Source organism: Lutibacter sp. TH_r2 (assembly GCF_033101135.1).
Lineage (GTDB): Bacteria > Bacteroidota > Bacteroidia > Flavobacteriales > Flavobacteriaceae > Lutibacter.
The window spans coordinates 248284-262528 of sequence record NZ_JAWMPV010000002.1; the positions used below are offsets into that span (position 1 = coordinate 248284).

General features: G+C 28.9%; 12 protein-coding genes and 1 other RNA gene. 7 read left to right on the top strand and 6 right to left on the bottom strand.

All coding sequences use genetic code 11. The features are described from left to right. The first annotated feature begins 40 nt into the window (after window positions 1-40). The gene (locus R3X25_RS08510; RefSeq protein WP_317673828.1) at window positions 41-856 is read left to right on the top strand and encodes a 2,3,4,5-tetrahydropyridine-2,6-dicarboxylate N-succinyltransferase; all 816 of its coding nucleotides are present in this window, start codon (window positions 41-43) and stop codon (window positions 854-856) included. A gap of 35 nt (window positions 857-891) precedes the next feature. Here R3X25_RS08510 and R3X25_RS08515 read toward each other — a convergent pair whose 3' ends face one another. Then, a complete protein-coding gene (locus R3X25_RS08515; RefSeq protein WP_317673830.1) occupies window positions 892-1647 on the bottom strand; it encodes a glycosyltransferase family 2 protein in 756 nt (251 codons plus the stop codon). A gap of 54 nt (window positions 1648-1701) precedes the next feature. Here R3X25_RS08515 and R3X25_RS08520 point away from each other — a divergent pair, with 54 nt between their 5' ends. From R3X25_RS08520 to R3X25_RS08530, 3 genes are all read left to right on the top strand, one after another. Continuing rightward, window positions 1702-2460: a glycosyltransferase family 32 protein gene (locus R3X25_RS08520; RefSeq protein WP_317673832.1), complete on the top strand. Its 759-nt coding sequence runs from the start codon at window positions 1702-1704 to the stop codon at window positions 2458-2460. Window positions 2461-2475: 15 nt separating this feature from the next. Beyond that, complete coding sequence (locus tag R3X25_RS08525) at window positions 2476-3039, top strand: L-threonylcarbamoyladenylate synthase (protein ID WP_317673834.1); 564 nt, start codon at window positions 2476-2478, stop codon at window positions 3037-3039. Between the two features lie 98 nt (window positions 3040-3137). Then, complete coding sequence (locus tag R3X25_RS08530; protein WP_411556572.1) at window positions 3138-4598, top strand: CCA tRNA nucleotidyltransferase; 1461 nt, start codon at window positions 3138-3140, stop codon at window positions 4596-4598. A gap of 97 nt (window positions 4599-4695) precedes the next feature. Here the strand turns inward: R3X25_RS08530 and R3X25_RS08535 are convergent, their stop codons facing one another. The 4 genes from R3X25_RS08535 to R3X25_RS08550 form a co-directional block, all read right to left on the bottom strand. Then, window positions 4696-6522, bottom strand: a complete 1827-nt coding sequence (locus tag R3X25_RS08535) for an ABC transporter ATP-binding protein (RefSeq protein WP_317673836.1) — start codon at window positions 6520-6522, stop codon at window positions 4696-4698. Further along, complete coding sequence (locus R3X25_RS08540; RefSeq protein ID WP_317673838.1) at window positions 6522-8240, bottom strand: phospho-sugar mutase; 1719 nt, start codon at window positions 8238-8240, stop codon at window positions 6522-6524. The genes R3X25_RS08535 and R3X25_RS08540 overlap by 1 nt, the downstream gene beginning before the upstream one ends. Window positions 8241-8320: 80 nt before the next feature. After that, entirely contained in the window at window positions 8321-9268 is a 948-nt protein-coding gene (locus tag R3X25_RS08545; RefSeq protein WP_317673840.1) for a glycosyltransferase family 2 protein, read from the bottom strand. 11 nt (window positions 9269-9279) lie between these two features. Continuing rightward, window positions 9280-9804 (bottom strand): DUF4199 domain-containing protein, encoded by a 525-nt coding sequence (locus R3X25_RS08550; RefSeq protein ID WP_317673842.1) that lies wholly within the window; start codon window positions 9802-9804, stop codon window positions 9280-9282. Window positions 9805-9981: 177 nt separating this feature from the next. On the opposite strand from R3X25_RS08550, the gene ffs reads away from it, so the two are divergent. The 3 genes from ffs (at window position 9982) to fsa (ending at window position 11720) form a co-directional block, all read left to right on the top strand. Then, an RNA gene (gene ffs / locus R3X25_RS08555) (signal recognition particle sRNA small type) lies at window positions 9982-10080 on the top strand. A gap of 133 nt (window positions 10081-10213) precedes the next feature. Then, the gene (locus R3X25_RS08560; RefSeq protein ID WP_317673844.1) at window positions 10214-11017 is read left to right on the top strand and encodes an SDR family oxidoreductase; all 804 of its coding nucleotides are present in this window, start codon (window positions 10214-10216) and stop codon (window positions 11015-11017) included. A 49-nt stretch (window positions 11018-11066) separates the two neighbouring features. Then, window positions 11067-11720 carry a fructose-6-phosphate aldolase gene (fsa, locus tag R3X25_RS08565; protein ID WP_317673846.1) on the top strand — a complete coding sequence of 218 codons (654 nt, stop codon included), beginning with the start codon at window positions 11067-11069 and terminating at the stop codon, window positions 11718-11720. A 94-nt stretch (window positions 11721-11814) separates the two neighbouring features. Here fsa and R3X25_RS08570 read toward each other — a convergent pair whose 3' ends face one another. Beyond that, window positions 11815-14169, bottom strand: coding sequence for an outer membrane beta-barrel family protein (locus tag R3X25_RS08570; protein ID WP_317673848.1), 2355 nt, complete (start codon window positions 14167-14169; stop codon window positions 11815-11817). Window positions 14170-14245 lie beyond the last annotated feature (76 nt).

Genomic DNA, 14245 nt, shown 5'->3' on the forward strand with positions numbered 1-14245 from the left:
ATTATAAGTAATATATTTGCAAAAATTACAATTAAATACAATGAAAGAAATAAGAGCGCTTATTGAACAAGCTTGGGAAAATAGAGAACTTTTAAAGGAAACAAAAACACAAGAAACTATTAGAAAAGTAGTTGCTTTATTAGATTCAGGAGAATTAAGAGTTGCTGAACCAATTGAAGGTGGTTGGCAAGTAAATGAATGGGTAAAAAAAGCAGTTGTTTTATACTTTCCTATTCAAAAAATGGAAACTATTGAAGTTGGATGTTTTGAATTTCACGATAAAATTCCGTTAAAAACAGGGTATAAAGAAAAAGGAATAAGAGTGGTGCCACACGCAGTTGCACGTCACGGAGCATATATTTCAGCTGGTACTATTTTAATGCCAAGTTATGTAAATATTGGAGCTTATGTAGATAAAGGTACTATGGTAGATACTTGGGCAACAGTTGGTAGTTGTGCGCAAATTGGTAAAAACGTTCATTTAAGTGGTGGAGTTGGAATTGGTGGTGTTTTAGAACCATTACAAGCTGCACCAGTAATTATTGAAGATGATGTTTTTATTGGTTCGCGTTGTATAGTTGTTGAAGGTGTTCGTGTTGAAAAAGAAGCTGTTTTAGGTGCTGGGGTAGTTTTAACAATGAGTACTAAAATTATAGATGTAACTGGAGATAAACCAGTTGAAATTAAAGGTCGAGTTCCTGCACGTTCTGTAGTGATTCCTGGAAGTTATAAAAAACAGTTTCCAGCTGGTGAATTTAATGTACCTTGTGCTATGATTATAGGTAAGCGTAAAGAAAGTACAAATAAAAAAACATCATTAAACGATGCTTTAAGAGAAAATGAGGTAGCTGTTTAATAATATTTAAAATATAAACCATCCAAAAATCCTGCTTAAAAAGCAGGATTTTTTTTCTTTGATTTTAAATACTTTGCATATTTCATATAAGAAAAAAATGCTTGGATAAGTGAAAATGTAAACCCATCAACACCGTTTATTATGCCTTTTTTTAAAAAATAACATTTAAAAAAAGATGAAAAACCATGTAAAAATGGTGAAAACGAATTTACTTTTTTATTCTGTTCGATAAATTGTTTAGATTGCCAATCAGTGTATTGATTTTTTTTCGCTATAATTTGATGAAAGTCATCCCAGCCATAATGGATTAAATGAACATTTTCTCTTTTTATATTTTCACCTTCAACTCTTTGATGAACTATGTCATTTGAAGGTGAAGCAGTTTTTTTATTAAAAAACCTACAAGCATAATCTGGATACCAACAGGCAAATCCAATTTCTTCATCTCCTAAAAAATTTCTTCTTCTGAATTCATAACCATCATAAACATCATTTATGTAAGAACCGCTTTTTATAAAGGATTCCGAATCTTCATCAAGAAACTCATCTGCATCTGGGTTATAAATCCAATCATTTTTACAAAATTGCAACCCATAAATTCTTTGAGGACCATCTCCTAAAAAATCTTGAGAATAAACTTTAGCTCCAAGGTTTTTGGCAATTTCAACTGTTTTATCTTTACTATTAGAATCTATAATTATTACTTCATCACATACTTTAAAGAGTGTGTTTATGCAATCTTCAATATATTTTTGTTCATTATAAGTAATAACCAATCCACTTATTTTCATAGTTTTTATTTTAAATATTTATCATACTTTTGTGTAAACAAAAATAAGGAAAAAATGATTCCAAAAAAAATTCATTATTGTTGGTATGGTAAGGGTGAATATAACGATGTTATTAAAAAGTGTATAGTTTCTTGGGAAGAAAAATTACCTGATTATGAAATAAAAAAATGGGATGAAACAAACACTCCTTTTGAAAAATTACCTTTTCTAAGGTTATTGTATAAGCAAAAAAAATGGTCGTTTATTACTGATTTTATGAGGTTATATTCAATATATACCGAAGGAGGTATCTATTTAGATACAGATATAGAGATTTTAAAGGATTTTGGGAAATTATTAAAAGAAAAATCATTTGTTGGGTTTCAGTCGGGTTTAGATACAAAGTACCCTTTAAATTCAGCTGTTATTGGGGCGGAAAAGGGAAATTTATTTGTTTTAGATTGTATAAAAGAAACTGAAAAAAAACAACGATTAGAATATAATGCAATGGGTGGTCCGCCAATTGTGACCAAAGTTATTTTTGATTATGGCCTAACAAATTATGGAACTCAATTATTAAATAATGTTAAATTACTTTCAACAGAATATTTTTATCCGTTTTCTTGGAATGAGAAATTTACTGTTGAATGTGTTAAGGTTAATACAATGGCAATACATTGGTGGGAAGATTCTTGGTCAAATAAAAAGAAAGGGATTACATACTATATAGATAGTATTAAAAGAAAAATCCAAAAAACACCACTTATATTAATAAATAATTTAAAATATTTTTTAACTAGTAAAAAGAATTTTTATCATATTGATAATATGTAATTTTATTATAAGTGTATGGTATTGAGTGATGTAAGTAAAGGTGTAGAAGTTTTAAATAAACAACAAGTATTATTGTACCCAACAGATACAGTATGGGGAATTGGCTGTGATGCAACTTCAGAAAAAGCGGTTCAAAAAATATTTACTATTAAGAAAAGAAGCGAAAGTAAAAGTTTAATTATTTTAGTTTCATGTATTAAAATGTTACAAAAATACATTCCAAATATTTCTTCTGAAGTACTAGTATTGTTGAAAACGGTAAAAAAACCAACTTCAATAATATATTCAAACCCGGTTGGTTTAGCAAAAAATGTGATTGCCGAAGATAATACAGTTGCTATTAGAATACCACAAAATGATTTTTGTATTGAATTAATTCAGCAATTTGGAAAACCTATTGTTTCAACTTCAGCAAATGTAAGCGGAGAACCAACTCCAAAAAGCTTTTCTGAAATATCGCAAACAATTTTGGATAGCGTTGACTATGTTGTAAGTTTGCAGCGCGAAGAAAAAAACATAAAATCTTCAACCATTTTAAAGGTTGAAGAAAATGGAAAAATTATTGTGCTTCGTAAGTAATTTAAATCAATAGTATTAAGTATCGTCAACCTGAACTAGATTCAGGTTCGCATCATAATTAGAAAATTGCCTTGATAAGATTCTGAATCAAGTTCAGAATGACGTTTTTATTAGAATTTTATTGTTTAGAAAACATGACAAAAAACTCGATATACACAGATGCTTTAAAACATCCTGTTTTCAACTATATAAAACAAGCTGCTAATGAGTTACAAATAGACTCGTATGTAATTGGTGGTTTTGTACGCGATTATATTTTAAAAAGAGGAAAAGCAAAAGATGTTGATGTTGTAGCTATTGGAAGCGGAATAGATTTAGCTAAAAAAGTTGCTCAATTATTGCCAAATAAACCAAAAGTACAGGTTTTTAAAACCTACGGAACTGCCATGCTGCGATTTGAAGATTTAGAAGTTGAATTTGTGGGTGCAAGAAAAGAGTCTTATAACGAAGATAGTAGAAATCCTATTGTTGAAAATGGCACTTTAGAAGACGACCAAAATAGAAGAGATTTTACTATTAACGCATTGGCTTTAAGTTTGAAAGCATCTAATTATGGTGAATTATTAGATCCTTTTGATGGAGTAGGAGATTTAGAACGTAAACTGATTAAAACACCTTTAAATCCTGATATTACGTATTCTGATGATCCTTTGCGAATGCTTCGTGCTATTCGATTTGCAACGCAGTTAGATTTTAGAATTGAAGATGAATCGTTAAGTTCAATTACTAAAAATGCTGAAAGAATAGATATTATTACGCGTGAAAGAATTGTAGTTGAGATTGATAAAATATTAGAATCGGATAAGCCTTCTATTGGATTTTTATTGTTAAATAAAACCAATTTATTAGAGCGTTTTTTACCAGAATTATCCGCTTTAAAAGGAGTAGAAGAGGTAGAAGGACAAAAGCATAAAGATAATTTTTACCATTCATTAGAAGTGGTTGATAATATTGCCCAAAACACCAATAATTTATGGTTGCGTTGGGCGGCGTTATTACACGATATAGGTAAAGCACCAACTAAAAAATTTGATAAAGTTATTGGCTGGACTTTTCACGCACACGAGTTTGTGGGTTCAAAAATGGTGTACAAATTATTTAAAAGGTTAAAAATGCCTTTAAATGAAAAAATGAAGTTTGTACAAAAAATGGTACTCTTAAGTTCTAGACCAATTGTTTTAGCAACAGATGTTACCGATTCTGCTGTTAGAAGATTAGTTTTTGATACTGGTGATGATATTGATAGTTTAATGACGCTTTGCGAAGCTGATATTACTACAAAAAATCCTCATAAATTTCAAAAATATCATAACAATTTTAAAATTGTACGTGATAAAATTAAAGAAGTTGAAGAGCGTGATCACGTTCGTAATTTTCAACCACCAATTTCAGGTGAGTTAATTATGGAGACGTTTAAGTTGAAGCCTTGTAGAGAAATTGGTATTATTAAAGATGCTATTAAAGAAGCTATTTTAGATGGTAAAATTGCAAATGACTATAATGAAGCTTTTACCTTTATGTTAAAAAGAGCCGAAAAATTAGGATTGAAAAAAGCCTAAAGTAAAACTTTAGACTCTTTATATTTTTTTAGATTGTCATTCCTGCCAAGGAATGACAGTTGTTATATAAAACTCTTTATTAAAAATACGTATAACCTTATAAAGATTGCATACTTACTAACTTAAAGTATTCACCTTTGTTAGCTAATAACTCTTCGTGTTTACCTTGTTCAACAATTTCGCCTTTTTTCATTACAACAATTTTATCGGCTTTTTGGATGGTAGATAATCGATGAGCAATAACTAAAGATGTTCTGTTTTCCATCATTTTCTCCAAAGCTATTTGTACCAATTGTTCACTTTCAGTATCTAAAGCAGAAGTTGCTTCATCTAAAATCATAATTGGAGGGTTTTTAAGTACAGCACGCGCAATACTTAAACGTTGTTTTTGTCCACCAGAAAGTGTATTCCCACTATCTCCAATATTGGTTTCATATTGTAGTGGTAAGTTTTTTATAAATTCATGTGCATTTGCAATATTGGCAGCATCTTTAACTTGTTCTAATGTAGCATTTTCAACACCTAAACTTATATTGTTTTTAACAGTATCATTAAACAAAATAGACTCTTGTGAGACAATTCCCATTAAATTTCTTAATGATTTTTGAGGGATATCTTTAATATCTATTCCATCAATTTTAATACAACCTTTATTAACATCGTAAAAACGTGTTATCAAATTTGCTAAAGTAGATTTTCCACTTCCAGATTGACCAACTAGTGCAACTGTTTGCCCTTTTGGAATGGTTAATGAAAAGTCTTTTAAAACATAGTCATCTTTATATTTAAATGAAATATTTTCAAAAGAGATAGTTTTATCAAATGACTCTTTTTTTATTGTAGTTGGTTTGTCTACAATAGTATTTTCAGTTTCTAAAATATCAATAATTCGTTCTGCTGAAGCATTTCCTTTTTGTATGCTGTAAAATGCTGTTGAAATTGCCTTTGCAGGATTTAATACTAAATAAAACAACCCAATATATCCAAAAAATTCTTGAGGTTGCATATCACTATTATCAGCTAAAACCAATCTTCCTCCAAACCATAAAATTGCAATTATAGTTGCTGAACCTAAAAATTCGCTCATTGGAGAAGCCAAAGTTTTACGTTGAATAACACTGGTCATTAAATTTCTAAATTTAGTTGTTGAATTGTTGAATTTAGCTTCAATTTTAGTTTCAGCATTAAAACCTTTAATAATACGTAAACCTGATAAAGTTTCTTCAATAAAAGATAGAAAATTACCAGTTTCTTGCTGTGCTAATAATGAATTTGCTTTTAACTTTTTACTAATTGCAGAAATAATAAATCCAGAAACAGGTAATAGAATAAATACAAATAATGTCAATTTTGCACTAATAGCAAACATTGATATTAATGTTAAAACAATGGTTAAAGGTTCGCGTACAATGGTTTCTAACGAAGTTAAAAAAGAGTTTTCAACTTCTTGAACATCAGAAGTCATACGTGCAATAATATCTCCTTTTTTCTTTTCAGAAAAGTAGGCGAGTGGTAATTCTATTATTTTATGGTACAAGCTGTCGCGTAAGTCTTTTACAACTCCATTGCGTAAAAAAGCCAATACGTAAGAAGCTAAATATCTAAATAAATTTTTAAAGAAAAACAAACTAAAAGATAAAATACAAATAAACAGCAACGCTTTATCAATTCCACCACTTTCCATTAATTCGGTAACCTTATAATTTAAAGAGCCTGAAACAAAATCATACAAACTCGAAATTCCGCTGTAAACTGGTTTTGAATAGGTTTTTTCTTCTTTTCCAAATAAAATTCCGAGTACAGGTATAAAACCTAAAACAGAAAGTACATTAAATAATGCATACAAAATGTTGAAAACAACATTTAAGTATGCATATTTAAGATAAGGTTTTGAGTATTTTAATATCTTTTTGAAATAATCCATTAAGCTAATTTCATTTCAGCAATAATACGTTGAATTTTTGTATCTAAACCAGCTTCAATTTCTTTAGCTTTTTCAATACAACATAATTCATCTTTTACACTAAAATAAAATTTAATTTTAGGTTCAGTTCCACTAGGTCTAGCAGCAACTTTAGTTCCATCTTCAGTATGGTAAATTAAAACATTTGATTTTGGAACATCTATAGATTCAACATCACCAGTTAAAAGATTTGTTTTAGTTGATGCATCATAATCAAACAAAAAAGTAACTTTAGAGCCATCTATTTCTTTCACAGGGTTTTGACGTAAATCAACCATCATTTGAGCAATTTGTTGTGCTCCATCCATTCCTTTTTTAACTATTGAAATTAAATGTTCTTTATAAAAATTATTATCTACATAAATTTGTAATAACTCTTGGTACATTGAGCTTCCATTAGCTTTTGCGCTAGTTGCAATCTCACAAGCTAATAAAGTTGCGGTAACAGCATCTTTATCTCTAACAAAATCTCCAACCATATAACCAAAACTTTCTTCACCACCACCAATAAAATCTTGTTTACCTTCAGCTTCACGAACCATTTTAGCAATCCATTTAAAACCAGTTAAACCAACTTTGGTTTCAACTCCAAAGCTATCAGCAATTTCATTTACTAAATTAGTAGAAACTATAGTAGAACCAACAAATTGCTTGCCGTTTAATTTACCTTCTTCTTTCCATTTTTTAATTAAGAAGCTAGTCATTAAACACATAGTTTGGTTACCGTTTAACAACTTCATATTTCCTTCTAAATCTCTAACAGCAATACCTAATCTATCACAATCAGGATCTGTACCAATTACAATATCAGCATTGGTTTTTTCAGCTAAATCTGTTGCCATTTTTAATGCTGCAGGTTCTTCTGGATTTGGTGAAGCTACTGTTGGAAAATCTCCATTAGGTACACGTTGTTCTTCAACAATATTAACATCAGTATATCCAGCTTTTTCTAAAGCGTTTGGAATAGCTGTAATTGATGTACCGTGTAATGATGTAAATACAATTTTTAAGTTTTCTCTTTGTTTTGTTGTTGAAAAAGTTCCGTTTTTTACTGAAGCATCAATAAAAGCATTGTCTACTTTTTCGCCAATCATTTCAATTAAATCTTCTTGAGCTTCAAAATTAACTTCATCAAAACCTAATTTGTTAACTTCGTTAATAATATCACCATCTTGTGGAGGTACAATTTGACCACCATCATTCCAATATACTTTATAACCATTGTATTCTGGAGGATTGTGAGAAGCTGTTAAAACAATACCAGCATCACAACCTAAATGTTTTACTGAAAATGAAAGTTCTGGTGTAGGACGTAAATCTTCAAATATGAAAACTTTAATTCCGTTAGCTGATAATACATCGGCTACTAATTTTCCAAATGTTTTACTATTGTGGCGACAATCAAAAGCAATTGCAACTTTTAGTTCTTTATTTGGAAATGTTTTTAAAAGGTAATTAGATAAACCTTGCGTAGCTTTACCTAGTGTATATTTATTAATTCGGTTAATTCCTGCGCCCATAATTCCACGCATTCCACCAGTTCCAAATTCCATATTTTTATAAAATCTATCAGCTAGTTGATCTTGATCTGTATCTATTAAATTTTGGATTTCTTTTTGAGTTTCAACATCAAAAGTGTCTGTTAACCAAAGTTTTGCTTTTTCTAATATTGTGTCCATAATTAAGGCTTAAAATTGAATGTAATATGTTGTAAAAATAATGCTAATTATACTAATTTTTAGAACTTTTTACTAAAACGTTATAAATTAATTTTTGAAGTTATAGTATATCTTTTTTCATTGTTTTTTGTGCGTAAAATCATTTCACCTAAAAAACCAGCTAAAAAGAATTGAGTTCCAATAGTCATAGTAATTAATGAAATGTAAAATTCAGGGCGTTGTGTAATTAAACGTCCTTCTGTATGTATAAAAAGTTTATCTATTCCTAAATAAAATGCAAATAGAAAACCAATAGCAAACATAATAGTACCTAATAAACCAAAAAGGTGCATTGGACGTTTACCAAATTTAGAGATAAACCAAATGGTAATTAAATCTAAAAAACCATTTATAAATCTTTCCATTCCAAATTTAGTAACTCCGTATTTTCTGGCTTGGTGAATTACTACTTTTTCATCTATTTTAGTAAAACCTGCATTTTTTGCAAGTACAGGAATATAACGGTGCATTTCACCTCTAACATCAACACTTTTTACAACTTGTTTTTTATAGGCTTTTAAACCACAATTAAAATCGTGTAATTTTAATCCAGAAGTTTTTCGTGCAGCTGCGTTAAATAATTTTGAAGGTATGTTTTTTCTAATTTTAGAATCGTAACGTTTCTTTTTCCAACCAGATATTAAGTCAAAACCTTTAGTGTTAATTAGATTATAAAGTTCTGGAATCTCATCTGGACTATCTTGTAAATCGGCATCCATGGTAATAACAACATCACCTTGTACTTCTAAAAAACCAGCGTTTAATGCTTGGGATTTTCCATAATTTTTTTGAAAGCGAATACCTTTAACATTTTTATCTTTTTCCGAAAGTTTTTCAATTACTTCCCAAGAAGTATCTGTACTACCATCATCAATAAAAAGTATTTCATAAGAATAACGATTGGATTGCATAACTTTTGCAATCCAATCGTATAATTCGTTTAAAGATTCCTCTTCGTTTAGTAGTGGAATTACTACTGATATATTCATTTAAAATGTTTTTATTCTTCTTCAGATTTTTTCATTATTAATCCTGCAATCAAAGATATGATAAAACCAAAGAATAAACTACCTGCTAATGTAAAAGCTGTAGTAACTCCAGGACCAATAAATTTTGAAGCCATTTCTTTTGAGGTTTCAAGTTGTTCATCACTCATATTTGGATATTGCTCTAGAATTGTAGCTTCTTGGACTTTTGCCATGTTTAGGTAAAATTCTGGCTCAATATAACTTGTAAAAATAAATAAGTAGATAACGTAAATAATACTTGATATAAGAGCTATTCCTAATCCTGTTTTAAGAGCTTCACCTAAATTTAAATATCCACCATTGTTTTCTTTAACTTTTTTTAGTCCTAATACAATTAGTGCAGTTGTTAATACAAAACTTAATACTGCAATTCCCCAGTGAGGTTTATAAATGTCTCCTATTGCATAATTGACAACAGCCATTAAAATTGAAATAAATCCTAATATTAAACCATAGTTTAACATTACACTTGTAGCTGATGATTTTTGGTTTTCCATAATAAAGTTTGATTTTAGTTAAACAAATATACTAATTAAGGTCTAATAGTAACATTGTTATAGTTTATTAATTGATTTATATTTTTATAATTTATTAGTAAACAGATGCTTAAAAATGTTACATAAAAATATAAAAAAAATGATTGTGTAAACTAAAAAATGATTGTAAATTTGCATCGGCAAGTCCTACACAACTAGCTCCCTTTGAATCCTCCAGGGCGGGAACGCAGCAAAGGTATTAGGTTGTAGCAGTGTGATGTAGGTAGCTTGCCATTTTTTATGCGCTAAAGTTACGTTTAAAAAAACTTTTTTCTTCAAATAAAATCGTTATTAAAATGCTATCATATTAGTTTGAAAATGTATTTTTGAACTAAAATTTTAATCATTTATTTAATAATTCTTCAATAAAATGTCAAAAGTTGTATTAATTACAGGAGGTTCATCAGGAATTGGAAAATCTGTTGGTGAGTTTCTAACTTCAAAAGGATTTATAGTTTACGGAACTAGTAGAAATCCTTCAAAAATTGAAAATCACCCATTTAAATTAGTGGCTTTAGATGTTAGGAATGTTGAAACTATTGAATCTGCAATTGCTGAAGTTATTAAAAACGAAGGAAAATTAGATGTTTTGGTAAACAATGCAGGAATGGGAATAACAGGCCCAATTGAAGAAACTCCAACCGAAGAAATGCGTAATGTATTTGAAACCAATTTTTTTGGAGCCATTGAAGTAATGAAAGCGGTTATACCTCAAATGCGTAAGCAAAAAGATGGATTAATTGTAAATGTAACCTCAATTGCTGGTTATATGGGTTTACCATTTAGAGGCGTTTATTCTGCAACAAAAGGAGCTTTAGAATTAATTACGGAAGCTTTGCGTATGGAAGTAAAGCAATTTGGTATTAGAGTTACCAATGTTGCTCCAGGAGATTTCGCAACCAATATTGCTTCTGGTAGATATCATACACCCGTTTTTGAAACTTCACCATATAAAGATATATATCAGTCAAATTTAGATTTAATGGATGCACACGTTGATAGTGGAAGTGATCCCATTGAAATGGCTGAAGCTATTTATAAAATTATAAATAATGTCAATCCAAAAGTGCATTATAAAGTAGGTGATTTTATGCAAAAATTCTCAATTGCTTTAAAACGTATTTTACCTGATAAAGTTTACGAAAAGTTATTAATGAATCATTATAAAATGTAATAAGTTTAATTACTTTTGCATTCATACAGAACAACTTAAAATAAGTAATATGAAATTTTTTATAGACACAGCTAATTTAGAGCAAATAAAAGAAGCACAAGCTTTAGGAATTTTAGATGGAGTTACAACAAACCCATCGTTAATGGCTAAAGAAGGTATAACAGGGCAAGACAATATTTTACAACATTATGTAGATATTTGTAATATTGTTGATGGTGATGTTTCTGCTGAAGTAATTTCAACAGATTTTGCAGGAATGATAAAAGAAGGAGAGGCTTTAGCTGCTTTACATCCACAAATTGTAATTAAATTACCAATGATTGCTGATGGAGTAAAAGCGTGTAAATATTTTTCTGATAAAGGAATTAAAACAAATGTAACATTAGTGTTTTCTGCTGGTCAAGCTTTATTGGCTGCAAAAGCAGGAGCAACGTATGTTTCTCCTTTTTTAGGACGTTTAGATGATATTTCAACTGATGGTTTAAACTTAATTTCTGAAATTAGATTAATTTATGATAACTATGCTTTTGAAACTCAAATTTTAGCAGCTTCAATTCGTCACACAATGCATGTAATTGATTGTGCAAAATTAGGAAGTGATGTTATGACTGGACCTTTAAGTTCTATTACAGGATTGTTAAGACATCCATTAACTGATAGTGGTTTAGCTAAATTTTTAGAAGATTACGCAAAAGGAAACTAATTCTATTTTAGAATATAGTTACTATATAAGAGGCTGTCCAAAAAGTGATTTTAGTGTCAAATTAATTTCAAATACTTTTTAGACAGTTTTTTTATTAAAATCTTTTGTGACCACCAAACTCCATTGCTTCTCCTTTTCCAAATCCATAACTTATACCAAAAACTACAAACCTTCCTCTAGAACTTTTACTAAAAGTGTTATAATCTGTTTGAATAATTGTAGATTCATATTCTCTGCTTTCAAATAAATCTCTAATACTTAAATTTAAGATAATTTTTCCTTTAGCAATTTTTTTTCTTATTCCTAAATTGGCATAATAATTAGATGCAATTTCACCTTGTATAGTTTCAAAACCAGAATTGTATTGATTTGTTATTTCAATATCTAAATCTCTAGGTAATTTTATTTTAGTAGTAAATTTTGATCGCCAAGAATTAGTTTCAAAATCAAAACTTTCACCTTCAAATTCACCATCTCTTTTATAAAAACCATAATTTAAATCTGCATTAAAATTTAGCCATTTTGTAGGAGTATATTTTCCGTTTAATTCAATTCCTGTTGATTTTTTTGTTCCAATATTTTCTGGCATTCTAGTTTGAATTTGATTTTCATAAGTAGTAATACGTTCTATAACATCGGTAGTGTAAATGTAATACAAACCCAAATTGAAATTTATTTTATTAAATTTATAAATAGAAGTAATTTCATAAGAATCAGAGTATTCAGGTTGTAAATTTGAATTTCCAACAGTTTGATTGTAAGAGTCTCTTATGCTAAAAAATGGATTTAAATTTCGCATTCTAGGTCTATAAATTCTTTTTGAATAACCTGCTTGGACAGAAACTTTTTTAGATAAATTATAGGATGTATGAGCACTAGGGAAAAAATCAGTATAATTTTGTTTGTTTTCTTGATTTGTGTTTTCAAGTAGCGTAGATATATTGGTGTTTTCTGTTCGTAATCCAATTTTTAATCCCCAAAAATCATTTTCATAGGCAGTTGTAACATACCCAGCCAATACGTTTTGTTTGTATTCAAAAACATTTGATAAATAGTTGTCTTTTACCCAAACATTATCTATAAGATCTCTTATCACATAATCGTTTGTAACATTATTTATTAGGTATTGTGATCCAGTTTCAATGGTAAATGTATTGTTTATTGGGTGAACATAATCTAATTTAAACGTGTATTCTGCTCGTTTAAAATCAGTTTCATTTTGTTCTGAATTACTGTTAGAATTTGTGAAATTAGATAGTTTATCTTTCCCAAAGAAAGAACCTAAAGCGCTGAATAATAATTCTTGTTTTTTATGACGATTAAAATCCTTTTTATATTGAAGTTCATATTCATATTTTGGATTATCAGCTTTTGTGTCTTCATCTCTTGTCCATTCAGATGAACTACTAGTTGAAGGTTTTGAATAGTTGTAAATTAAATGTGAATCTTCATCTTCTTTTTCAAAAGCATAATGTCCTGAAAGTGTTAAAACATTATTTTTATTAATATAGTAATCTGTGCCTAATACAATATTGTAAAATTTTTCTTGTTTATCGTTTTCACTAGCTGTTATTAATGTAGTTTCTTCGATTAAATCATTAGTTTCAGTATAACTATCTCTAGGGAAAATTCTTTTTCCAATTCCAAATTGACTGAATAAATTAAATTTTTCGGTGCGTTTATTTAAACTTAAACCAATACTTTGGTTTGTAGGTGTTCCAACATTTAGGCTAACAGCTCCATTTAGTCCTTTTTTATCATTTTTATTTAAAATAATATTGATAATTCCGGTAGTTCCTTCTGCGTCATATTTTGCTGAAGGATTGGTAATAACTTCAACGCTACTTATCATATCAGCAGTAATTGAACCCAAAGCATTTCCTTCGGTGCTAGTTAAAACACTTGGTTTACCATTTATTAAAACTTGGACTCCTGAACTTCCTCTTAAACTTATTTCTCCTTCTATATCTACATTTACCGATGGGACATTATTTAAAATTTCTAACGCACTTGCTCCGGTACTGCTTAAATCTTTTCCAACATTAAAAACACGTTTATCTAATTTAAATTCGGTAGTAGATTTTTCGGCTCTAACAACAACAGTATTTAAACTTTCGGCATTTTCAGTTAGTGAAATTGTACCTAAATTTAAAACATTATTATTAATAGAAAACTCTTTTATATTCAATGTTTTATAACCTATAAAACTAATTTGAATATAAAAATTTTGATTTTTTATATTGAAAGAAAATGTACCATTTGTACTTGTTGTATTTCCTGTGATAGCTTCAGAAGTAGTAGATTTTAGTATGGCAACAGTAGCAAATTCTATTGGAGATTTACTTTTTTCATCAACAACTTTTCCAGAAATTTTTAGTTGATTTTGTCCATAGTTTTGAAAAGTAATCAGGAAACAAAAGATAGTTAATAGATATTTTAAAGTATTCATAAATGTTCTTGATTTTTTACAAATATGAAACATTTATTTGAAATTGTATAAAAAACACTATAAATCAAATTTTTTG